This is a genomic window from Streptomyces sp. NPDC017202, from assembly GCF_044331705.1.
In the GTDB taxonomy this organism is placed as follows: Bacteria; Actinomycetota; Actinomycetes; order Streptomycetales; family Streptomycetaceae; genus Streptomyces.
Genome location: NZ_JBIRNP010000003.1, coordinates 395,486 through 418,098, shown reverse-complemented (window position 1 = coordinate 418,098; position 22,613 = coordinate 395,486). Strand labels below are relative to the sequence as shown.

Sequence of the window (22,613 nt, the reverse complement as noted above, 5' to 3'; positions counted from 1 at the left end):
GAAGACGCCGGGCTGGCTTCGGAGCGGGTCCGGCGGCGGTCTCGGGGCAGCTTCGGGACGACTCCGGGGGCGGCGGGGCGGGGGCGGCTGCCGTTCGGCCGGGGCGTGCGGCCCCGTTCCCGCGATCGCCCCCGCGTGCCCTTCTCCGGTCCCACCGCTCCGGTCCCATCGCGCCAATTGTTATACCGGTATTAGAATGGCTTCATGGTACGCACCCCGCTGACCCCCGAAGAGCGCGAACGCGGCGAGCGGCTCGGCGCCCTGCTCCGCGAGGCCCGAGGCGGTCGCAGCATGGCCGTGATCGCGGCGGGCGCCGGCATCTCCGCCGAGACGCTCCGCAAGATCGAGACCGGCCGGGCGCCGACTCCGGCCTTCTTCACCGTCGCCGCCCTCGCCCGTGCGCTCGGCCTGTCCATGGACGAACTGGCGGCGCGGTGCGCGCTGGTGGCGGTCCCGCAGGGGGGCGCGGCCGACGCGGGGGGTCCGGCGCACGTGGTCGGCCGGGTCGCCTGAGCGGTTGCCCGCCGTACGGGAACCCGCTCCGGCGACCGACCGCCGGCCGATGGCGACCGACCGCCGACCGTCAGTCGTCGACGGTCGACCGCCACCGGCCGGCGGCGCGGCGGGAGATCGCCGCGTCTTCTCCGAAAACTCCCCGTAGCCGCGCTGTAACACGCATGGTGTTCCCTACGGACCGGAGTGTTCCGGTCGGGCGGGAGCTGGGCGATGACTTTGGATCAACTCCCAAGGCAACTGAGGGAGTTCGCGAACTACCTGGACGGACTGCTGGCGCGCCTGGATCAGGGCGCCGGCTGGTGCGCGGTCTTCTGGCAGCGCGACCCGGACGGTATGCGCGCCTGCCTCGACGGCCGTGAGGTGCCGCCCTGGGACGTCGTGGAGGCCCTCCTCCAGGACCTCGCCGCGCACTACGGCGCCCCCGCCGCCACCCGGGAGGCGGAACGGGCCCGGCCCCTGCACATCGCGGCCCTTGCCGCCCAGGACGCCCGCCCCGGCGCCCGTGACGCCCTCGGGGACCGGCTCGACGCCATGCTCCGCGAACAGCGCCACGCCGCCGGCCGGGAGGCCGAACTGGGCCGCCTCCTCGCCGCCGCGACCACCCGCGAGGAGGCCGAGGCCGTCCGCCTCGACCTGGCCTGGGCCCACGACGACCACGAACGGGCCACCGCCCGCTGCGCCGAACTCCGCCGCCGCATGGCCGACGTCGACCGACGCGGCGGAGGTGGCATCGGTGGGGGCGGCGCCGGCGGGGGCCGCGCCGGCCGGGCCGAGGGCCGCCGACTCCCGCACTCCCCGGCATCTCCGCACCCCGGGCCGGCCCCGGACGCTTTCGCCGTCCGCGGCCCGGAGGACACCGGCACCGACTCCCACGAGGCACGGGCCGTCCACGAGGCACGAGCTGTCCACGAGGCACGAGCCGTCCACGAGGCACCGTCCGCCCACGACCGGGCACGCGCCGAACCCGTCGCCCACGAGCCCGCCCCGGACGACGACGCCGCCTCCGCCGCCGTCCCCCGGCAGCGCAAGCGCCGCCGGGGCGGTGCGCGGTTCGCCGGGATGACCGAGGAGGCGGCCGGCCCCGTCGCCGTACCCCCCGCCGCCGGGACGCCGTCGCCGGCGCCCGCGCCGCGCACCCGCCGCACCCCGCGCGGTGCCCGGTTCGCCGGGGCCGCCGCCGAGGAGCCGCAGCCCCGGCCCGAGCCGTCGGCCGGGCCGGTGGACGCGACGGCCCGCGGGGAGACCGCCGAGGCGGTGCAACGGCTGATCCGGCTCCGCGCCGAGGGCCGCAGCGGCGAGGCGCACGTGCTGCTCGTCGAGCTGGCGTACTGGCCCGCCGCCCGGATCCCGCTGCTCGCCGAGGGCCTTCAGCGGTCCGGACTCACCGCCGACTGGACGACCCTGCTGTGGGAGGCCGCCTCGCTGCCCGCCGACCGGCTCGTCGCCGCGGCGGACGCCCTGGTCGAGGCGGGCCGCACGGCCGACGGTGAGCAGATCCTGCGGCAGGGCGTCGCCCGTCCGGCCGGCGAGATCGGGGAGGCCGTCGGCGCCCTGGCGGCCGAGGGCCGCCACCGCGAGGTGGAGGCGCTGCTGGACGCCTACGTCCGCGTCCGCACCCCCGAGGAGGCGGCCCGCAGCGTCGCCCCCGACCCGCAGCTCCTGGTTCCGCTGCTGCTGGAGGCCGCCCGCGGCGTGTCGGACGAGCGGCACTGGGACCTGGTGCACGCCCTGCGGGTCGCCGGCTTCACGACCTGAACCCCGGACCCCGCCGGTACGCCGTACGCCTCCGACTCACCCACCTGAGTGTGAAACGCGATCGACTCCGCGGGTTAACGACGATGGTCTTGGCAAGCCCGTCCCGGAGGCTTACGTTCGTCCCTCTACGGCCCGCTTCTACGGGCGTAGAGGGCTCTGACGTCTTCCGCCGAAGGAGCAGCTCATGGCCAACGTCGTACGTGCCGCCCTGGTCCAGGCCACCTGGACCGGCGACACCGAGTCCATGGTGGCGAAACACGAGGAGCACGCCCGCGAGGCGGCCCGGCAGGGCGCGCGGATCATCGGTTTCCAGGAAGTCTTCAACGCCCCCTACTTCTGCCAGGTCCAGGAGCCGGAGCACTACCGCTGGGCCGAGCCGGTCCCCGACGGGCCGACCGTGCGCCGTATGCAGGAGCTGGCCCGCGAGACGGGCATGGTGACCGTCGTCCCGGTCTTCGAGATCGAGCAGTCCGGCTTCTACTACAACACCGCGGCCGTGATCGACGCCGACGGCACCTACCTCGGCAAGTACCGCAAGCACCACATCCCGCAGGTGAAGGGCTTCTGGGAGAAGTACTACTTCCGTCCCGGCAACCTCGGCTGGCCGGTCTTCGACACCGCCGTCGGCAAGGTCGGCGTCTACATCTGCTACGACCGCCACTTCCCCGAGGGCTGGCGCCAGCTCGGCCTGGGCGGCGCCCAGCTGGTCTACAACCCGTCCGCCACCCACCGGGGGCTCTCCGCCCACCTCTGGCAGCTCGAACAGCCCGCGGCCGCCGTGGCCAACCAGTACTTCGTCGCCGCCATCAACCGGGTCGGCGTCGAGGAGTACGGCGACAACGACTTCTACGGCACCTCCTACTTCGTCGACCCGCGCGGACAGGTCGTCGGCGGGACCGCCGGCGACAAGGACGAGGAACTCCTCGTCCGCGACCTCGACCTCGACCTGGTCGAGGAGGTGCGGCGGACGTGGGCCTTCTACCGCGACCGCCGGCCCGACGCCTACGAAGGGCTGGTGCGGCCGTGAACGACCTCCACGCCCGCCACCGCCGGGTCCTGCCGGACTGGCTCGCGCTCTACTACGACCGGCCGCTGGAACTCACCCACGGCGAGGGCCGCCACGTGTGGGACGCCGAGGGGAACAAGTACCTCGACTTCTTCGGCGGCATCCTCACGACCATGACCGCGCACGCGCTGCCCGAGGTCACCAAGGCGGTGAGCGAGCAGGCCGGACGGATCATCCACTCCTCCACGCTCTACCTCAACCGCCCGATGGTCGAACTCGCCGAGCGCATCGCCCGGCTGAGCGGCATCCCGGACGCCCGCGTCTTCTTCACCACCTCCGGAACCGAGGCCAACGACACCGCCCTGCTGCTCGCCACCGCCCACCGGCGCAGCAACACGATCCTGGCGATGCGCAACAGCTACCACGGCCGCTCCTTCAGCGCCGTCGGCATCACCGGCAACCGCGGCTGGTCGCCCACCTCGCTGTCCCCGCTCCAGACGCTGTACGTCCACGGAGGCGTGCGCACCCGCGGCCCGTACGCCGCGCTCGACGACACCGCCTTCATCGCGGCCTGCGTCGAGGACCTGAAGGACCTGCTCGGCCACACCCGGCCGCCCGCCGCCCTGATCGCCGAGCCGGTCCAGGGCGTCGGCGGCTTCACGTCCCCGCCCGACGGGCTGTACGCGGCGTTCCGGGAAGTGCTGGACGCACACGGGATCCTGTGGATCGCCGACGAGGTGCAGACCGGCTGGGGCCGCACCGGCGACCACTTCTGGGGCTGGCAGGCACACGACCGCAACGGCCCGCCCGACATCGTGACCTTCGCCAAGGGCATCGGCAACGGCATGTCCGTCGGCGGGGTGATCGCCCGCTCCGAGATCATGAACTGCCTCGACGCCAACAGCATCTCCACCTTCGGCGGCACCCAGGTCACCATGGCCGCCGGCCTCGCCAACCTCACCCACCTGCTGGAGCACGACCTCCAGGGCAACGCCCGGCGGGTCGGCGGACTGCTCATCGAACGGCTGCGGGCCGCCGCCGCGCAGGATCCGGGCGTGCGCGAGGTGCGCGGCCGCGGGCTGATGATCGGGATCGAACTGACCGAGCCCGGCACCGACCGGGCCGACCCCGACCGGGCCGCCGCCGTCCTGGAGGCCGCCCGCGCCGACGGCCTGCTGATCGGCAAGGGCGGCGGCCACAGCACCAGCGCCCTGCGCATCGCCCCGCCCCTGTCCCTGACCGTCGCGGAGGCCGAGGAGGGCGCCGCGATCCTCGACAGCGCGCTGAGAGGCACGCGGTAGCGCCCGAGCGGCCGCACCGCGGTGTCCGAGCGCACCCGGCGGTGCCCGACGCACCGGCACCGCCCGAGCGCACACAGCGGCGCCTGAGCCAAGGGAACCACGCCATGACCACCACCATCCGGGAGCACCCGGGGCCCGTCGAGCCCCTGGAACCCGCCCTGTCGGTCCGTCAGGTCCTCGCGCTGGAACGCGTGCTGGCCGGGGAGCCCGAGGTGGTGGCCGGCGCGGCCCAGCTCGACCGGCCCGTGCGCTGGGTGCACGTCGCCGAGGCCGCCGACGTCGGCGTGATGCTCAGCGGCGGCGAGATGGTCCTCACCACCGGAGTGCTGCTCGCCGGTGACGAGAACGCCCAGGCCGAGTACGTCCGTTCGCTGCACCGGGCGGAGGCCGCCGCCGTCGTCCTCGGTCTCGGGAGGGCCTTCGCGGCCACGCCGGCCATGATGCGGCGCGCCGCCGAACGGTGCGGACTGCCCATGGTCGTCCTGCACCGGCCCTTCCCCTTCGCGGAACTCACCGAGGAGGTCCAGGCGCGCCTGGTGCGGCGCAAGTTCGCCGCCGTCAGCCTCTCCGAGGCCGTACGCACCGCGCTCACCGCGCTCATCACCGCCGGTGCGCCGCTGCAACACCTGCTCGACGAGATCGCCCACCACACCGGCTGTCCCGTCGTCGTCACCAACCTCGCCCACCGGGTCCTCGCGACCGCGGGGGAGCGGTCCGCGGTCGACGACGTGCTGCGCGACTGGGAACGCATCGCCCGGCAGGCATGGGGGCACCACCCAGGCCGTTCAGGCACTGGGGGAGGCACCGAGGGCGACGGCTGGATCCGCGCAGAACTGGGCGGACGCGGCGAACGCTGGGGCCAGATCATGCTCTGCGGCTACCGCGGCGACACCGCCGGCGGGCGGCTGCTCGCCGACCGGGCCGCCGAGGCCCTCGTCCTGCACCGCATGCTCGGCGGCGCCTCCGCCCACTCCTGGGAGGAGCAGTCCGCGCAGGGCCTCCTCACCGACCTGGTCTCCGGCGTCGTGGCGGCCCGCCAGCTGCTGCCCCGGGCGCGGGCCGCCGGACTGCCGGTCAACCGGCGCACCTTCGTCCCGCTGGTCGTCCGCGACGGCCACCGCACCCCACTCGAGCGGCTGCTGCGCCTGCTGGGCATGGCCGGACTGGTCGCCGAACTCGCCGACGGCGCCACCGCCGTCCTGCTCAGCCTGGCCCGGGACCAGGACGCCGAGGCGCTCACCGCGCACTTCGCGGCCCGGCTGCGCACCGAGTCCGGGGAGAGCGGCACCGTCGTGGCCGCCGCGTCCCCCCGCACCGCCTGGGACGACGTACCCGCCGGACTGCGCGAGGCCCGGCACGTCGCCGACGCCGTCGCCGACTCCTCCGCCGTCCTCGACCTGCCGGCCGTCGTCCGCCTCAAGGACGTCCACCTGCGGGGCCTGATACGGCTGTTGCGGGACGACCCGCACGTGCAGGCCTTCGCCGAACGGGAACTGGACGGGCTGCTGTGCGCGGCCGGCGACGATCTGCTCGCCGTCCTGCGCACCTACCTCGCCACCGGCCGCAACAAGTCCCGCACCGCCCAGCTCCACCACGTGTCACGGCCCGCGCTGTACCGGCGGCTGGAGGCGATCCAGGCGCGGCTCGGCGTGGACCTCGACGACTTCGAGCAGGCCGCGTCGGTGCACATCGCCCTCCTCGCGCACGACGCGCAACAACAGTGAAACATGCGACGACCTGGGAAAACGGTGGTGAAACATGTGTCGACGAGGTCGTGACACCGTGGCACGCCGGATGCCCCCGGACGTGACACGGTGCACCTCAAAGCCCGCTTTCGGACTTCCTAGGCTCCTCGCACACCGAGCGACCGGAGGTCCCGATGAGCCAAGTGGTCCGAGCCGCCGTCTTCCAGACCGCGTGGACCGGCGACAAGGAGTCGATGATCCGGGTGCACGAGCAGGCGGTGCGCGACGCGGCCGCCCAGGGTGCCCAAGTCCTGTGTTTCCAGGAACTGTTCTACGGGCCGTACTTCTGCCAGGTCCAGGACCCGACGTTCTACGAGTACGCCGAGCGGATCCCCGACGGGCCGATCGTCGAGCGGTTCCGGGCCCTCGCCCGCGAGCACGGCATCGTCCTGGTGCTGCCGATGTACGAGGAGGAGCAGCCCGGCGTCCTCTACAACACCGCCGCGGTGATCGACGCCGACGGCTCGTACCTCGGCAAGTACCGCAAGCACCACATCCCGCAGGTGAAGGGCTTCTGGGAGAAGTTCTACTTCCGTCCCGGCAACGTCGGCTGGCCGGTCTTCGACACCGCCGTGGGCAGGATCGGCGTGTACATCTGCTACGACCGTCACTTCCCCGAGGGCTGGCGCGCCCTGGGCCTGGCGGGCGCCGAGATCGTCTTCAACCCGTCCGCCACCTCGCGCGGCCTGTCCGCCTACCTGTGGCAGCTGGAGCAGCCGGCGGCGGCCGTCGCCAACGAGTACTTCGTCGGCGCGATCAACCGGGTCGGCGTCGAGGAACTGGGCGACAACGACTTCTACGGGACCTCGTACTTCGTGGACCCGGAGGCGCAGTTCGTCGGCGAGGTGGCGAGCGACAAGGAGAGCGAACTCGTCGTCCGCGACCTGGACATGGCCAAGCTGCGCGAGGTCCGCGACCGCTGGCAGTTCTACCGGGACCGCCGTCCCGACGCCTACCCGCCGCTGACCGCCCCGTAGCAGGCCGCGACCGCCGCCGGTCCGGTGCACGGGGCCGGGCCGGCGGCGGTCCCCCGGCACGACGCACGTGTTGAGCACGGCAGGAGAGGGAGCATGAGCAGCCGAACCGTCATCCGGGGTGGCCTCGTCATCACCGCGTCCGACGAGATCCACGCCGACGTCCTGATCGAGGACGGCCGTATCGCCGCCCTCGCCGCCTCCGGCACCCCGGCCGCCCAGGCCTGGACCGCCGAGCGAAGCGAGACGGGGGCGCCCCCGCCCGAAGGGTGGGGGAGGGTCATCGACGCCACCGGGAAGTACGTCATCCCGGGCGGGGTCGACGCCCACACCCACATGGAGCTGCCGTTCGGCGGCACCTTCGCCTCCGACACCTTCGAGACCGGCACCCGCGCGGCCGCCTGGGGCGGCACCACGACGATCGTCGACTTCGCCGTGCAGAGCGTCGGCCACACCCTGCGCGCGGGCCTGGACGCCTGGCACGCCAAGGCCGAGGGCAACTGCGCGATCGACTACGCCTTCCACATGATCGTCTCCGACGTGAACCAGGAGACGCTCAAGGAGATGGACCTGCTGGTGGAGGAGGGCGTGACCTCCTTCAAGCAGTTCATGGCGTATCCGGGCGTCTTCTACAGCGACGACGGCCAGATCCTGCGCGCCATGCAGCGCTCCGCCGAGAACGGCGGCCTGATCATGATGCACGCGGAGAACGGCATCGCCATCGACGTCCTCGTCGAGCAGGCCCTCGCCCGCGGCGAGACCGACCCCCGCCACCACGGCGAGGTGCGCAAGGCACTGCTGGAGGCCGAGGCGACCCACCGCGCCATCAGACTCGCGCAGGTCGCCGGCGCCCCCCTCTACGTGGTGCACGTGTCGGCGATGGAAGCGGTCACGGAACTGGCCCGGGCGCGCGACGAGGGGCTGAACGTCTTCGGCGAGACCTGCCCGCAGTACCTGTTCCTGTCCACCGACAACCTCGCCGAGCCCGGCTTCGAGGGCTCCAAGTACGTGTGCAGCACGCCCCTGCGCCCCAGGGAGCACCAGGCCAAGCTGTGGCAGGGACTGCGCACCAACGACCTCCAGGTGGTGTCGACGGACCACTGCCCCTTCTGCTTCACGGGCCAGAAGGAGCTGGGCCGGGGCGACTTCTCCAAGATCCCCAACGGTCTGCCCGGCGTCGAGAACCGCATGGACCTGCTCCACCAGGCCGTCGTCGACGGACACATCTCGCGCCGCCGCTGGATCGAGATCGCCTGCGCCACCCCGGCGCGCATGTTCGGCATGTACCCGAAGAAGGGCACCATCGCCCCGGGCGCCGACGCGGACGTCGTGATCTACGACCCGCACGCGGAGCAGACCGTCTCCGCCGAGACCCACCACATGAACGTCGACTACTCGGCGTACGAGGGCAAGCGGATCACCGGCCGCGTCGAGACGGTCCTCTCGCGGGGCGAGCCCGTCATCACCGAGCGGGAGTACACCGGTCGCGCCGGTCACGGCGCCTACATCCCGCGCTCCACCTGTCAGTACCTCACCTAGGAGTGGTGCCATGGACTTCGGACTCGTCCTGCAGACCGACCCGCCCGCCTCGAAGGTCATCAGCCTGATGCAGCGGGCCGAACGCAACGGCTTCACCCACGGGTGGACCTTCGACTCGGCCGTGCTCTGGCAGGAGCCGTTCGTGATCTACAGTCAGATCCTGGCCAACACCAGCACGTTGACGGTCGGTCCGATGGTCACCAACCCGGGCACCCGTACCTGGGAGGTCACCGCCTCCACCTTCGCCACCCTCAACGACATGTTCGGCAACCGCACGGTGTGCGGCATCGGCCGCGGCGACTCCGCGATGCGCGTCGCGGGCCGCAAGCCCAACACCCTCGCCCGCATCAGCGACGCCATGAAGGTCATCCGCGCCCTCGGCCGCGGCGACGAGGCCGACCTCGGCGGCACGGTGATCAGGTTCCCGTGGATCAAGCCGGGCGCCGAACTCCCCGTCTGGATGGCCGCGTACGGTCCCAAGGCGCTGAAGATGACCGGCGAGGAGGCCGACGGCTTCATCCTCCAGCTCGCCGACCTGTACCTCACCGAGTACATGGTCAAGACGGTGAAGGACGCCGCCGTCGCCGCCGGCCGCGACCCCGCCGAGGTGAAGATCTGCGTCGCCGCCCCTGCGTACGTCACCGAGGACGACTCGCCCGAGGCGCTCGCCCACGCCCGCGAGCAGTGCCGCTGGTTCGGCGGGATGGTCGGCAACCACGTCGCCGACCTGGTCTCCAAGTACGGCGAGCACTCCGCCGCCGTACCCGACGAACTCACCGACTACATCAAGGCCCGGGAGGGCTACGACTACGCGCACCACGGCCGCGCCGACAACCCCGACACCCGGTTCGTGCCCGACGAGATCGTCGACCGCTTCTGCCTCGTCGGTCCGGTGGAGAAGCACGTCGAGAAGCTGAACGCGCTGCGGGAGCTGGGCGTCGACCAGTTCGCCGTCTACGACATGCACGACGCGCAGGAGGCCACCATCGACGCCTACGGCTCCCGGGTGATCCCCGCCGTCAACGGCTGACCCGCCGTCAACATCCGACCTGCCAAAACCGGCTGACTTGTCGTCAACTGTTGAACGGGCGCCGGCTCGGTCGCCGGCCCGCCGACCCCCTCAGAACTCCCCCTTCCCGCCGTCCGGGGAAGGGGGCCCAGGGCGCCTTCCCGCGCACCCCCCTCGGTACCGCCCGCACGGCCTCTCCCGTCCCACCTCGTTCGATTGGCCTGCCCATGACCGACACCGCTCCCACGGCCATACCGCCGACCTCCCAAGTCACCCTCGCCGACGGCCGGGTGGAGATCGCCCCTGGTTCGCCGCCGCCCAGCGGCCCCTACGCCAACGAGGACCTGCTGCCGGTCCCCGTCGAGAAGCGCACCTGGACCACGTACAACTTCTCCGCGCTGTGGATCGGCATGGCCCACAACACGGCCTCGTGGACCCTCGCCTCCGGTCTGATCGCCGTCGGCATGGACTGGAAGCAGGCGGTGCTCACCATCGCCCTCGCCAACCTGATCGTGCTGGTGCCGATGCTGCTCACCGGGCACGCGGGACCGAAGTACGGCATCCCCTTCCCGGTCTTCGCCCGCGCCTCCTTCGGCATCCGCGGCGCCAACCTCCCCGCCGTCGTAAGGGCGTTGGTGGCGTGCGGCTGGTTCGGCATCCAGACCTGGATCGGCGGCGAGGCGATCTACTTCCTGGCCGGAAAACTGATCGGCAACGGCTGGAGCGAGGCCGGGGCGTTCGGCGGCCACCCCTGGACGATGTGGCTGTCGTTCGCGATCTTCTGGGCGCTCCAGGTCGCGATCATCTACCGGGGCATGGAGACGATTCGCCGCTTCGAGAACTGGGCCGCGCCCTTCGTCCTCGTCGGCGCGCTCGTGATGCTGGTCTGGATGAGCGACAAGGCCGGCGGTTTCGGCCCGTTGCTCGACCAGCCGTCGAAGCTGGGCTGGGGCGGCGACTTCTGGAAGCTCTTCTGGCCGTCCCTCATGGGCATGATCGGCTTCTGGTCGACGCTGTCGCTGAACATCCCCGACTTCACGCGCTACGGCAAGTCGCAGAAGGCGCAGACGTGGGGGCAAGCTCTTGGTCTGCCCACGACCATGACGTTGTTCGCCCTGCTGTCGGTGCTGGTCACCTCCGGTTCGCAGGCCGTGTACGGCGAGACGATCTGGGATCCGGTACAGCTCGCCGCCAAGACGGACAACGTCGTGGGACTGCTGTTCGCGCTGGTGACCGTGCTGGTGGCGACGCTGTCGGTGAACATCGCGGCCAACCTGGTCTCGCCGGCCTTCGACTTCTCCAACATCGCGCCCCGGAGGATCAGTTTCCGCACCGGTGCGCTCGCCACCTGCGTGCTCGGTGTGCTGATCTTCCCGTGGAAGCTGTACTCCGACCCGCAGGGCTACATCTTCACCTGGCTCGGCCTGGTCGGCGGGCTACTCGGCACGGTCGCCGGCATCCTCATCGCCGACTACTGGATCCTGCGCCGCGGCAAGCTCGACCTGACCGACCTCTACCGCACCGGAGGCCGGTACTGGTACGACGCCGGCTGGAACTGGCGGGCCGTCGTGGCCTTCGCGGTGGGCGGTGTCCTCGCCGTCGGCGGCGCGAGCTTCGAGCCGCTCGTCGACGGGCGGCCCGTCCCGGCGCTGGAACCGCTGGCCGACTACGGCTGGGCCGTGGGCCTGGGCACCTCGATGGCGCTCTACGTGGCGCTGATGCTGACGAGGGGACGGGAGAGGACCATCGCGTGAGGCGTGGTGCACGACGCGTGAGGCGTGACGCGTGAGGAGCAGGACGCGTGATGCGTGACGTGTCAGGAAGGGTGGGCGGGGTGGCCGGCGGGTGGGGGACCCTCCGGCGCCCTGTTCCGGCCGGCGCTCAGTTCCGGCCGGGCTCAGTTCACCGCGGCGGCCTTCAGTGAGGCGACCGCCTCCTTCGCCGCCTTGATCGCGCCCTTGTTGATCTCGTCCGTGCTCGGAGCCTTCTTCGACTCGAAGTCGCTGCCGTTGTAGGTGACGACGACGAGCGCGTTCGCCACCCTCGCGATGACGGTGCCCTCACGGGTCTGCTGCTTGTCCTCCGTGGTCAGGTTCACCACCGAGTAGCCCTCGTCCCCGAGCCCCGGAACGGCCCCGCCGCCGTTCTTCTCCGTGGTGCGGTCCTGGTACGACGCCGCGGCGGACTCGTCGGACTCCAGCAGCTCGAAGGAGACGTCCAGCCACCGGTAGTCGTACCCCTTGAGCGCGTTCCAGGAGCAGGTGCGGCGCAGGGAGGTGTCCGTCGACGGGATCTCCTTGCCCGCCGTCTTCGCGGTCGGCACCAGCGAACTCACCGTCTTGGCGGCCACACTCGTGCAGGGCGGGGGAGCGGCGCCGTACGTCTTCGTGACCGCCGTCGAGGACGGGGCGGACGACTCGGACGACTCCGCCGACTCCGAGCGGGACTTCCGCGTGTCCTCGGCCGCGGTCTCCTTCCCGGAGTCGAGCGGGCCGGACGACAGCGCCCAGCCCGCGCAGGCGAGCACGATCACCGGGGTCAGTCGCGCGGTGAGGGCGAGCGGCAGGGGGAGAGAACGCACGGCGCGCTTTCGTGGGGACGGCGCGGACGAGGTCCACGACGCGGACGGGGACGTCAGTCTCACACGACTCCCTGTGGGGAGGAAGTGCGAACTCGCTCCGTGGTGGCGCGGTGACAGCGGAGGGGAGGATTTCCGCCACGGCGGGCGGTACGGCCCTCCCGGCTGGGGGCGCCCGGCGAGCCCTGGGCCGAGCCCACGGCCCCGGGCCGGGGGACCGCGCCGGCCTTGCAGCCGTTGCCGACCGACGGCTGCCGAGGACGGCCTTCCGCACGTCGCCGGGACCGTCGGACCTCCTCGTCCGGGCGGGCAGGGGTGGAAACCGGCCGGCCGGAACACGCCGTCCGCCGCGGCCGCGAGGGCGGGGGTAGCATCCGGGCGCCGGTCCACCGGTTGTCGCGTCGACGAAGAGGTGAGAAGTGCCGTTCACCACCCGTCCCACCCTCCAGGGCACCTTCGGCATGGTGTCCTCCACCCACTGGCTGGCCTCCCAGTCGGCGATGGCCGTCCTGGAGGACGGCGGCAACGCCTACGACGCCGCCGTGGCCGGCGCCTTCGTGCTGCACGTCGTCGAACCCCACCTCAACGGCCCCGCCGGAGAGGTGCCGATCCTGCTGGCCCCCGCGGGCGGCGAGGTGCGGGTGCTGTGCGGGCAGGGCGTCGCCCCGGCCGGCGCGACCGTCGCCCACTACCGCGGCCTCGGTCTGGACCTCGTCCCCGGCACGGGCCCCCTCGCGGCGGCCGTGCCCGGCGCCTTCGACGCCTGGCTGCTCCTGCTCCGCGACCACGGCACCAAGTCCCTCGACGACGTCCTGAAGTACGCCGTCGGCTACGCCGAGCACGGGCACGCGCCCGTGGAGAACGTCGGCGCGACCGTCGAGACCGTGCGCGAGCTGTTCGAGACCGAGTGGACGTCCTCCGCCGAGGTCTACCTGCCCGGTGGCCGGGCGCCCGGCCCCGGCCGGCTGTTGCGCAACCCCGCGCTCGCCGCCACCTGGAAGAGGCTGCTCGCCGAGACGGCCGGCGCCGGGGACCGGACGGCCCGCATCGACGCCGCGCGGGAGGTCTGGCGCAGCGGATTCATCGCCGAGGCCCTCGTCCGGCAGGCCGGGCGCCCCACCCTGGACACCAGCGGCGAGCGCCACGCCGGCACCCTCACCGCCGCCGACCTCGCCGGCTGGTCCGCGGCCTACGAGGCGCCGGCGACGTACGACTGGAACGGCTGGACCGTCTGCAAGGCGGGCCCCTGGAGCCAGGGCCCGGCCTTCCTCCAGCAACTCGCCCTCCTCCCGCCGGAGCTGCCCGCCCACGGCTCCGCCGACTACGTCCACCTCCTCGTGGAGGGCTGCAAACTCGCCATGGCCGACCGCGAGGCCTGGTACGGCGACGCGGCCGGGGTCCCGCTGGACGAGCTGCTCTCGGTCCCGTACAACGCCGGCCGGCGCGCGCTGATCGGCGACAAGGCGTCGTACGAGCTGCGGCCGGGCAGCCCCGGCGGACGCGAGCCCCGGCTGAGCGCCCACGCGCGCGCGGTGACCACGGACGAGACCGGGTTCAGCCCCATGGGCGCCGGCGAGCCGACCGTCGCCGGGCGTCCGGCCCCGCCGGTGCCGGGCGAGCCGGAGACCGCCGCGGACGGCACCACCCGCGGCGACACCTGCCACCTCGACGTCGTCGACCACTGGGGCAACATGGTCGCCGCCACGCCCAGCGGCGGCTGGCTCCAGTCCAACCCGGTCGTGCCCGAACTGGGCTTCCCGCTCGGCACCCGGCTGCAGATGACCTGGCTGGAGGAGGGCCTGCCGAACTCCCTCACCCCCGGCCGCCGCCCCCGCACCACCCTCACGCCCTCGATCGCGCTGCGCGACGGCGTCCCGGTCCTGGCCTTCGGCACTCCCGGCGGCGACCAGCAGGACCAGTGGCAGCTGCATTTCTTCCTGGCCGTGGCCCTGCGCGCGCGGGTGCGCGGCGGGCTGGACCTCCAGGGCGCGATCGACGCCCCGAACTGGCACACCGACGCCTTCCCGGGCTCCTTCTACCCCCGCGGCATGCGGCCGGGCAGCCTGACCGTGGAGTCCCGCATGCCGTGGCCCGTCGTCGAGGACCTCCGCGGCCGCGGCCACGACGTGACCGTCGCCGACCCGTGGTCCGAGGGCCGGCTGTGCGCCGTCGCCCGGGACCCGGAGACGGGGATCCTGTCGGCGGCGGCGAACCCACGGGGGATGCAGGGGTATGCGGTGGGGCGCTGAGGCGGGGCCGAGGCCGGGGCAGGGTCCGGAGGCGAGGCCTGGAGGCGAGGCCCGGAGGCGAGGCCCGTCTCCTCTCTCCCCTTCTTCTCCTCCCCTTCTCCTCTCTTCATCCCGATTCCACCGGGTGTGCACCGGCGCGGCGGGGATTGTCAGTGGGGCGTGTTCTCATGGGGGCATGATCGGAGACACGGAAACCATCGACGAGTTTCTCGTCCGCCACGCCGGTGACGTGGCGGACGCCGTCCGCAAGGCCGCCGCCGCGGAGATCCTGCCGCGCTTCCGGCGGCTCGCCGCACACGAGGTGGACCAGAAGACCGGGCCGCACGACCTGGTCACCGACGCCGACCGCAACGCCGAGCTGTACCTCACCGAGGCCCTCGGCGCCCTGCTGCCCGGTTCGGTCGTCGTCGGCGAGGAGGCGGTGCACGCCAACCCGGCCGTCTACGAGGCGATACGGGGCGACGCCCCGGTGTGGATAGTCGACCCGGTCGACGGCACCCGGCAGTTCGTGCACGGCGACGACGGCTTCTGCACCCTGGTCGCCCTCGCCCGGCACGGCGTCGTGCACGCCTCCTGGACGTACGCCGCCGCCCGCGACCAGCTGGCCACCGCCGTGCGCGGCGGCGGCGCCTTCCTGGACGGCGAGCGGCTGTTCGCCGGCCCGCCCGCACCCGGCCGCGACCTCACGGTGGCGACCTCGCACCCCGACTACACCACCGACGACCAGAAGCGCGCCCTGCTCGGTCTGTGGACGGACGGCGTCGCCCCGCGCGCCTGCGGCTCGGCGGGCCTGGAGTATCTCGCCGTGGCCCGCGGTGAGCTGGACTCCACGGCCTTCTCCTGGGAAGCGGCCTGGGATCACGCGGCCGGACTGCTGCTGGTCGAGGAGGCGGGCGGCGCCCATCTCACCCTCACCGGCGAGCCGTTCAGGATCACGGGCGGCAACTCCCTGCCGTTCACGGCCGCCCGGGACGCGGCGACGGCCCGGCGGGTGACCGGCCTGCTGTCCGGGACCCGCCCCTGAACCTCGCCCTCCCGACCTGACCCCCGGCCTTCCGGGTCCCCGCCCCTGAACCTCGCCCCCGGCCGTGAGGGCGTCCGCGTCGGCGGCGGTCCACGGCCACGTTCCACCGCGCCGCCTACGCCGTCGTGCTCCCGGCATATCCTGATCCCGGAGGCCGCCGGCTGACGAAGGGGTCCAAGTGTCGTCGATGCTCGATGTCGTCGTGGTGGGAGCGGGGCCGAACGGCCTGACGGCCGCCGCGGAGCTGGCCCGCCGCGGTTTCTCCGTGGCCCTCTTCGAGGCGAAGGACACGGTGGGCGGCGGCGCCCGCACCGAGGAACTCACCCTCCCCGGCTTCCGTCACGACCCGTGCTCCGCCGCACACCCCCTCGGCGTCAACTCGCCCGCGTTCCGCGCCCTGCCCCTGGAGCGGTACGGCCTCGAATGGCTCCACTCCGAGCTGGCCATGGCGCACCCCTTCCCCGACGGCAGCGCGGCCGTGCTGTCCCGCTCGGTCGCCGAGACGGCGGCCTCCTTCGGCCCCCGCGACGCGGGCGCGTACCGCAGGCTGGTCGAGCCCTTCCTGCCCAAGTGGGACGCCCTGGTCCGGGACTTCATGTCGCTGCCGCTGACGGCACTGCCCCGCGATCCCGTCACCCTCGCCCGTTTCGGACTGGTCGGCCTGGCCCCGTCCACCTGGCTGACCCGCCGCTTCCACGACGAGAAGGCCAGGACCCTCTTCGCCGGACTCGTCGCCCACGTCATGGCCCCCCTCGGCGGTTTCGCCACCGGCGCGGTCGGCCTGGTCTTCGCGCTCGCCGCGCACGCCCGCGGCTGGCCGGTGGTCCGCGGCGGTTCCCAGGCCATCTCGGACGCCCTGGCCGCCTACCTGAAGGACCTCGGCGGCGCCATCCACACCGACTACGAGGTCAAGCGCCTCGACGACCTGCCCCCGGCCCGCGCCTACGTCTTCGACACCTCGCCCACCGCCCTGGCCCGCATCGCCGGCCTCGGCCGCTTCTACGAGCGCTACCGGTACGGCGCCGGCGTCTACAAGATCGACTACGCGCTCGACGGCCCGGTCCCCTGGACCGCCGACGAGGCCCGCCGCGCCACCACGGTCCAGATCGGCGCGGACAGCGCGGAGATCGGCGCCGCCCTGCGCGCCGCCTCCCGGGAGGGCCGCCCCCCGCGGAAGCCGTTCATGATCACGGTGCAGCCCGGTGTCGTGGACCCCACCCGGGCCCCGGCCGGCCAGCAGGTCTTCTGGGCCTACGCCCACGTGCCCAACGGCTGGAGCGGCGACCTCACCGACACGATGGAACGCCAGCTGGAGCGCTTCGCGCCGGGATTCCGCGACCGCGTCCTGGCCCGCGCGATCGCCGGCCCCGCCGAACTCGCCGCCCGCAACGCCAACTACGTCGGCGGCGACATCGGCACCGGCGCGGCGTCCGGTCTCCAGCTCCTGCTGCGCCCCAGACTCTCCCTGTCCCCGTACTCCACCCCGCACCCGGCCGTCTTCATCTGCTCCTCGGCCACCCCGCCCGGCCCCGGAGTCCACGGCATGTCCGGCCACAACGCGGCCAAGGCGGTCTGGCGCAGACTGCGGCAGCAGCAGCCGTAACACCGCCGTCACCGCATCACCGACCCCGTCTTCACAGCGCCCGTCCTCACCGACCCCGTCTTCGCAGACCCCGCCTTCGCGGAGAGAGGCCGATCCGCCATGACCGCCGTCACCTTCGTCCGGGGCGACATCACCACGCAGTCCGTGGACGCCGTCGTCAACGCCGCCAACTCCTCACTGCTGGGCGGCGGCGGGGTCGACGGCGCCATCCACCGCCGCGGCGGCCCCGCCGTCCTGGAGGAGTGCCGCAGGCTCCGCGCCGGACATCTCGGCAAGGGACTGCCCGCCGGCCGGGCCGTCGCCACCACCGCCGGCCGGCTTCCCGCCCGCTGGGTGATCCACACGGTCGGCCCCCGCCACAGCGCCGAGGAGGACCGCTCGGAGCTGCTGGCCTCCTGCTACCGCGAGTCCCTGCGCGTCGCCGACGAACTCGGCGCCCGCACCGTCGCCTTCCCGGCCGTCTCCGCCGGCATCTACGGCTGGCCCGTGGACGACGCCGCGCGGATCGCGGTGGAGACCGTACGGGCGACGCCGACGGCGGTGGAGGAGGTCAGGTTCGTCCTCTTCGACGAACAGGCGTACACGGCGTTCGCCGCGCGACTGGGCTGAGGGGAGCACGGCCGCCCCCGCCCCCGCCCCCGCCCCCCCTCGTTCCCGTTCCCACCGGACCGGTGCCCCGCCGGTGAGCCCGAGCGCGGGCCGCCGCGCGCGTGCCCGCTCACATCCGGCAGTCCTCCGCTGTGCGCCGGGATTAACCCCCGGCGGCCGGTCCGGGAGACACCTGTGTAATGCACGGTTCGTACCGTCGCGGAAGGCTCGCGGTGGCTCTCACCAGGCCGGTCGTCAGGAAGAGCGGCTTCTGTGAGGCCGATCGTCAGGAAGAAGGGGGCGCCCGTGGCCGTGCCGGACCCGCGGACCGACAGCACGACGAAGGTGCGCACGGTCTGCTCGTACTGCGGCGTCGGCTGCGGCCTGGTCCTCGACGTGGGCCGCGGAGCGGACGGACGCCGTACGGTCCTGAAGGCGTCCGGCGACAAGGAGCACCCGGCGAACCGCGGCCGGCTGTGCACCAAGGGCGCCACCACCGCCGACCTGCTCGCCGCGCCCGGCCGGCTCACCACCGCCCTGGTCCGCCCGGACCGCGGCGAGGAACCCGAGCCGACGCCCGTCGACGCGGCCGTCGCCGAGACGGCACGCCGGCTGCGCGCCGTCGTCGACGAGCACGGCTCCGACGCGGTCGCCCTCTACGTCTCCGGCCAGCTGAGCCTCGAAGCGCAGTACCTCGCGAACAAACTGGTCAAGGGGTACCTGCGCAGCAACCAGATCGAGTCCAACTCGCGGCTGTGCATGGCCAGCGCGGGAACCGGCTACAAGCTGTCCCTCGGGGCGGACGGCCCCCCGGGCTCCTACGAGGACCTCGACCGGGCGGACGTCTTCCTCGTCATCGGCTCCAACACGGCCGACTGCCACCCGATCCTCTTCCTGCGGATGACGGACCGGGTCAAGGCGGGCGCGAAACTGATCGTCGTCGACCCCCGCCGCACCGCCACCGCCGCCAAGGCCGACCTGTTCCTGCAGATCAGGCCGGGTACCGACCTCGCCCTGCTCAACGGTCTCCTGCACCTCCTGCACGAGAACGGGCACACCGACCCCGCCTTCATCGCCGCGCACACCGAGGGCTGGGAGGCGATGCCGGAGTTCCTCGCCGACTACCCGCCCGCGACCGTCTCCGGCATCACCGGCATCCCCGAGGCCGACCTGCGCGAGGCGGCCCGGCTGATCGGCGAGGCGGGGGAGTGGACCAGCTGCTGGACGATGGGCCTCAACCAGTCCACGCACGGCACCTGGAACACCAACGCGCTGGTCAACCTCCACCTCGCCACCGGCAGGATCTGCCGTCCCGGCAGCGGCCCGTTCTCCCTCACCGGCCAGCCCAACGCCATGGGCGGCCGGGAGATGGGCTACATGGGCCCCGGCCTGCCCGGACAGCGGTCCGTGCTCGTCGACGCCGACCGGGCCTTCGCCGAGGACGTGTGGGGGCTGGAACCCGGCACGATCCGCGCCGACGGCGTCGGCAAGGGCACCGTCGAGATGTTCCGGAAGATGGCCGCGGGCGACATCAAGGCCTGCTGGATCATCTGCACCAACCCCGTCGCCTCCGTCGCCAACCGCCGCACGGTCATCGAGGGCCTGGAGGCCGCCGAGTTCGTCGTCGCGCAGGACGTCTTCTCCGAGACGGAGACCAACGCCTACGCCGACGTCGTCCTGCCCGGCGCGCTGTGGACCGAGACCGAGGGCGTCCTCGTCAACAGCGAACGCAACCTCACTCTGGCCCGCCCCGCCACCGACCCGCCCGGCGAGGCCACGGCCGACTGGCGGCTGATCGCGGCCGTGGCCCGCGCGATGGGCTACGAGAGCGGCTTCTCCTACGACAGCGCGGAGCAGATCTTCGAGGAGATCAAGCGCTTCCACAACCCGCGGACCGGCTACGACCTGCGCGGAGTGACGTACGAGCGGCTGCGCGCCACCCCCGTGCAGTGGCCGGCCGCCACCGCCGACGGCCCCCACCGCAACCCCGTCCGGTACGTCGACGAGGACGGCTCGCTCACCTTTCCCACCCCCACCGGCCGCGCGGTCTTCCACGCCCGCCCGCACGTCCCGCCCGCCGAGATGCCGGACGACGACTACCCGTTCGTCCTCAACACCGGCCGCCTCCAGCACCAGTGGCACACCCTGACCAAGACGGCGAAGGTGGCCAAGCTCAACAAGCTCGATCCGGGCCCGTTCGTCGAGGTGCACCCCGAGGACGCGGCCGGGCTCGGGATAGCCGACGGCGACTCGGTGGAGGTCGCCTCGCGGCGCGGCCGGGCCGTGCTGCCCGCCGTCGTCACCGACCGGGTGCTGCCCGGCTCCTGCTTCGCGCCCTTCCACTGGAACGACCTGTTCGGCGAGTACCTCAGCGTCAACGCCGTGACCGGCGACGCCGTCGACCCGCTCTCCTTCCAGCCGGAGCTGAAGGTGTGCGCGGTGTCGCTGAGCCGGGTGTCGACGCCGGTGAGCGTGCGGGCGCCCGGCAGCCTGCCGGCGCCCCCGCCGGCCGTCGGGCCGACCGTGGTCCGTCCCGCCACCGCGACTCCCGGCGCCGTGTTCCCCGCCACCGCGGCCCCCGCCGCGCCGGCCCTCTCCCCGTCAGGCTCCCCGTCCGACTCCGCGGCCGCCGCGTTCGGTCTGGAGCCCGTCCCGCCGCCGGTCCTGACCGAGCCGGAACGGCGGTACCTGGTCGGGTTCCTCGCGGGGATCCCGGCCGGTGCCCCCGGCGTACCGGTGCTGCCGCCGGACGCGCCCTTCAGCCCGGACCACGCCCTCTGGGTCAACGGCACCCTGGCCGGGATGTACTCCCGCACCGGCGAGGGTCCCGGCGCCCACCCGGTCACCGGCACCGCGCCGCGGCGGCCCGCGGGACGCCGGGTGGTGATCCTGTGGGCCTCGCAGACCGGCAACGCCGAGGAGGTCGCCGCCGTCACCGCCGACCGGCTCGCCGCGGGCGGCCACACCCCCGCCCTCGTCGCCATGGACGAGGCCGACCCCGCCGCCCTGCCCTCCGACGCCGATCTCCTGCTGATCACCAGCACCTTCGGCGACGGCGACGCCCCCGACAACGGCGCCGGCTTCTGGGACGGCCTGGCCGGCCTGGACGCCGGACGCCTGACCGGCCGCCGCTACGCCGTCCTCGCCCTCGGGGACTCCTCCTACGACGACTTCTGCGGACACGGACGCCGGCTCGACCACCGCATGGACGAGCTGGGCGCCGTACGGCTGGCGCCCCGCACCGACTGCGAACCGGACTACGAGCCGCAGGCCGACGCCTGGCTGGACCAGGTGCTCGGCGCGCTCGAGGAGGCCGGACCCGGGGAAGCGGCGGGGACCGGAGCGGCGGGGACCGGACAGGCGGTGCGGCCCGCACCGGCGGCCGGGCTCCTCACCCAGGCCCCACCGGCCCCACCAGCCCCATCTGCCCCACCGGTCCCATCGACCGCGTCTTCCTCGCCCGTCACCGCCACCGCACGCCGCTCCGGGCGCCCCGCTCCCGTGACCGCCCGTCTGGTCGGCAACCGGTTGCTGAGCCGGCCCGGTTCCGGCAAGGAGGTGCGCCGCTTCACCTTCGACACCCGCGACGGCGGGACCCCGCTCGTCTACGAGGCCGGGGACGCCCTCGGAGTGCGCCCCCTCAACGCACCCGGCCTGGTCGCGGAATGGCTCTCCGTCACCGGGCTCGACGCGCACGCGCGGGTCCGGCTGAACGGTGTCGGGGAGGTCGCGCTCGACGAGGCCCTGCTGCGCCACCTCGACATCACCCGGATCACCCCCGCCCTGCTGCGGTTCACCGCCGACCGCGCCCGCGACCCCCGCGAGCTGCGCAAACTGCTGCGCCCGGACAACAAGGGCGAGCTGGCGAAGTGGTCCTGGGGGCGGCAGGCCGTCGACGTGGCCGCCGAGTTCGGGGTGCGGGCCGGGGCGCAGGACTGGGCCGAGGCGCTCGGACGGCTCCAGCCGCGCCTGTACTCCATCTCGTCGAGCCCGCTCACCGACCCCCACCTCGTCTCGCTCACCGTCTCCGTCGTGCGGTACGAGAACCTGGCGGGCCGCTCCCGGCAGGGTGTCTGCTCACCCTTCCTGGCCGACGCCGGGCCGGGCACCGGGGTGCCGGTGCACGTGCAGCGCTCACCGCACTTCCGGCCGCCCGCCGATCCGTCGACCCCGATGGTGATGGTGGGACCCGGCACCGGCGTGGCGCCGTTCGTCGGCTTCCTCGAGGAGCGCCGCGCGCGCGGGCACCGGGCCCCCAACTGGCTGTTCTTCGGCGAGCAGCGCCGGGCCACCGACTTCCTCTACGAGGAGGAACTGACCGACCTGCTCGCCGACGGCACCCTGGAACGCCTGGACACCGCCTTCTCGCGCGACCAGCGCGCCAAGATCTACGTGCAGGACAGAATGCGCGAGCACGGCTCCCAGCTGTGGTCCTGGCTGCGGGACGGCGCCCATTTCTACGTCTGCGGGGACGCCTCCCGCATGGCCAGGGACGTCGACGAGGCCCTGCGGGACGTCGCCGTCGTCCACGGCGGCCTGGGGGAGCCGGAGGCGGCGGCGTACGTCAAGCAGCTGGCCGCCGACAAACGGTACGTGCGCGACGTCTACTGACGGGCGGTCACCCAGGGTGATCCCCGTCAAGTCGCGTTGCGCCGAGTTGAGTTGATATTCGGCCAATACCGGCGCGTCCCTGTTCGGTTTGTCAACACCAACGGACAAGATCTGA

Annotated in this window: 15 protein-coding genes; 14 read left to right on the top strand and 1 reads right to left on the bottom strand. The window is 73.2% G+C overall.

Going from position 1 to position 22,613, the window contains the following annotated elements:
- The first annotated feature begins 204 nt into the window (after window positions 1-204).
- The 9 genes from ACH4N1_RS09350 (at window position 205) to ACH4N1_RS09310 (ending at window position 11,599) form a co-directional block, all read left to right on the top strand.
- The gene (locus tag ACH4N1_RS09350; RefSeq protein WP_398095739.1) at window positions 205-513 is read left to right on the top strand and encodes a helix-turn-helix domain-containing protein; all 309 of its coding nucleotides are present in this window, start codon (window positions 205-207) and stop codon (window positions 511-513) included.
- A gap of 213 nt (window positions 514-726) precedes the next feature.
- Window positions 727-2,271 (top strand): hypothetical protein, encoded by a 1,545-nt coding sequence (locus ACH4N1_RS09345; RefSeq protein WP_398095737.1) that lies wholly within the window; start codon window positions 727-729, stop codon window positions 2,269-2,271.
- 184 nt (window positions 2,272-2,455) lie between these two features.
- A complete protein-coding gene (locus ACH4N1_RS09340) occupies window positions 2,456-3,298 on the top strand; it encodes a nitrilase-related carbon-nitrogen hydrolase (RefSeq protein WP_398095736.1) in 843 nt (280 codons plus the stop codon).
- Window positions 3,295-4,578, top strand: coding sequence for an aspartate aminotransferase family protein (locus ACH4N1_RS09335; RefSeq protein ID WP_398095735.1), 1,284 nt, complete (start codon window positions 3,295-3,297; stop codon window positions 4,576-4,578). Before ACH4N1_RS09340 ends, ACH4N1_RS09335 begins: the two co-directional genes overlap by 4 nt.
- Before the next feature lie 104 nt (window positions 4,579-4,682).
- Window positions 4,683-6,302 carry a PucR family transcriptional regulator gene (locus ACH4N1_RS09330; RefSeq protein WP_398095734.1) on the top strand — a complete coding sequence of 540 codons (1,620 nt, stop codon included), beginning with the start codon at window positions 4,683-4,685 and terminating at the stop codon, window positions 6,300-6,302.
- A 155-nt stretch (window positions 6,303-6,457) separates the two neighbouring features.
- Window positions 6,458-7,300: a nitrilase-related carbon-nitrogen hydrolase gene (locus ACH4N1_RS09325; protein WP_398095732.1), complete on the top strand. Its 843-nt coding sequence runs from the start codon at window positions 6,458-6,460 to the stop codon at window positions 7,298-7,300.
- A gap of 93 nt (window positions 7,301-7,393) precedes the next feature.
- Complete coding sequence (gene hydA, locus ACH4N1_RS09320; RefSeq protein WP_398095731.1) at window positions 7,394-8,836, top strand: dihydropyrimidinase; 1,443 nt, start codon at window positions 7,394-7,396, stop codon at window positions 8,834-8,836.
- A gap of 10 nt (window positions 8,837-8,846) precedes the next feature.
- The gene (locus tag ACH4N1_RS09315; protein WP_398095730.1) at window positions 8,847-9,866 is read left to right on the top strand and encodes a TIGR03842 family LLM class F420-dependent oxidoreductase; all 1,020 of its coding nucleotides are present in this window, start codon (window positions 8,847-8,849) and stop codon (window positions 9,864-9,866) included.
- A gap of 206 nt (window positions 9,867-10,072) precedes the next feature.
- The gene (locus ACH4N1_RS09310; RefSeq protein ID WP_398095728.1) at window positions 10,073-11,599 is read left to right on the top strand and encodes an NCS1 family nucleobase:cation symporter-1; all 1,527 of its coding nucleotides are present in this window, start codon (window positions 10,073-10,075) and stop codon (window positions 11,597-11,599) included.
- Between the two features lie 143 nt (window positions 11,600-11,742).
- Here the strand turns inward: ACH4N1_RS09310 and ACH4N1_RS09305 are convergent, their stop codons facing one another.
- Entirely contained in the window at window positions 11,743-12,426 is a 684-nt protein-coding gene (locus tag ACH4N1_RS09305) for a hypothetical protein (protein ID WP_398095727.1), read from the bottom strand.
- Window positions 12,427-12,884: 458 nt separating this feature from the next.
- On the opposite strand from ACH4N1_RS09305, the gene ACH4N1_RS09300 reads away from it, so the two are divergent.
- The 5 genes from ACH4N1_RS09300 to ACH4N1_RS09280 all read left to right on the top strand — a co-directional run bounded on the left by ACH4N1_RS09300 (window position 12,885) and on the right by ACH4N1_RS09280 (window position 22,498).
- The gene (locus tag ACH4N1_RS09300; RefSeq protein WP_398095979.1) at window positions 12,885-14,672 is read left to right on the top strand and encodes a gamma-glutamyltransferase family protein; all 1,788 of its coding nucleotides are present in this window, start codon (window positions 12,885-12,887) and stop codon (window positions 14,670-14,672) included.
- 175 nt (window positions 14,673-14,847) lie between these two features.
- On the top strand, window positions 14,848-15,696 hold the full coding sequence (locus ACH4N1_RS09295; protein ID WP_398095725.1) for an inositol monophosphatase family protein: 849 nt from the start codon (window positions 14,848-14,850) through the stop codon (window positions 15,694-15,696).
- A 187-nt stretch (window positions 15,697-15,883) separates the two neighbouring features.
- Window positions 15,884-17,299, top strand: coding sequence for a phytoene desaturase family protein (locus ACH4N1_RS09290; RefSeq protein WP_398095978.1), 1,416 nt, complete (start codon window positions 15,884-15,886; stop codon window positions 17,297-17,299).
- 99 nt (window positions 17,300-17,398) lie between these two features.
- Window positions 17,399-17,908 (top strand): O-acetyl-ADP-ribose deacetylase, encoded by a 510-nt coding sequence (locus ACH4N1_RS09285; protein ID WP_398095723.1) that lies wholly within the window; start codon window positions 17,399-17,401, stop codon window positions 17,906-17,908.
- 285 nt (window positions 17,909-18,193) lie between these two features.
- Window positions 18,194-22,498: a molybdopterin-dependent oxidoreductase gene (locus ACH4N1_RS09280; RefSeq protein ID WP_398095721.1), complete on the top strand. Its 4,305-nt coding sequence runs from the start codon at window positions 18,194-18,196 to the stop codon at window positions 22,496-22,498.
- Window positions 22,499-22,613: the final 115 nt, after the last annotated feature.

Coding starts and splice junctions, on each gene's coding strand:
- ACH4N1_RS09350 (WP_398095739.1), top strand. CDS start 205: ATGGTACGCACCCCGCTGACCCCCGAAGAGCGCGAACGCGGCGAGCGG.
- ACH4N1_RS09345 (WP_398095737.1), top strand. CDS start 727: ATGACTTTGGATCAACTCCCAAGGCAACTGAGGGAGTTCGCGAACTAC.
- ACH4N1_RS09340 (WP_398095736.1), top strand. CDS start 2,456: ATGGCCAACGTCGTACGTGCCGCCCTGGTCCAGGCCACCTGGACCGGC.
- ACH4N1_RS09330 (WP_398095734.1), top strand. CDS start 4,683: ATGACCACCACCATCCGGGAGCACCCGGGGCCCGTCGAGCCCCTGGAA.
- ACH4N1_RS09325 (WP_398095732.1), top strand. CDS start 6,458: ATGAGCCAAGTGGTCCGAGCCGCCGTCTTCCAGACCGCGTGGACCGGC.
- hydA (WP_398095731.1), top strand. CDS start 7,394: ATGAGCAGCCGAACCGTCATCCGGGGTGGCCTCGTCATCACCGCGTCC.
- ACH4N1_RS09315 (WP_398095730.1), top strand. CDS start 8,847: ATGGACTTCGGACTCGTCCTGCAGACCGACCCGCCCGCCTCGAAGGTC.
- ACH4N1_RS09310 (WP_398095728.1), top strand. CDS start 10,073: ATGACCGACACCGCTCCCACGGCCATACCGCCGACCTCCCAAGTCACC.
- ACH4N1_RS09300 (WP_398095979.1), top strand. CDS start 12,885: ATGGTGTCCTCCACCCACTGGCTGGCCTCCCAGTCGGCGATGGCCGTC.
- ACH4N1_RS09295 (WP_398095725.1), top strand. CDS start 14,848: ATGATCGGAGACACGGAAACCATCGACGAGTTTCTCGTCCGCCACGCC.
- ACH4N1_RS09290 (WP_398095978.1), top strand. CDS start 15,884: ATGCTCGATGTCGTCGTGGTGGGAGCGGGGCCGAACGGCCTGACGGCC.
- ACH4N1_RS09285 (WP_398095723.1), top strand. CDS start 17,399: ATGACCGCCGTCACCTTCGTCCGGGGCGACATCACCACGCAGTCCGTG.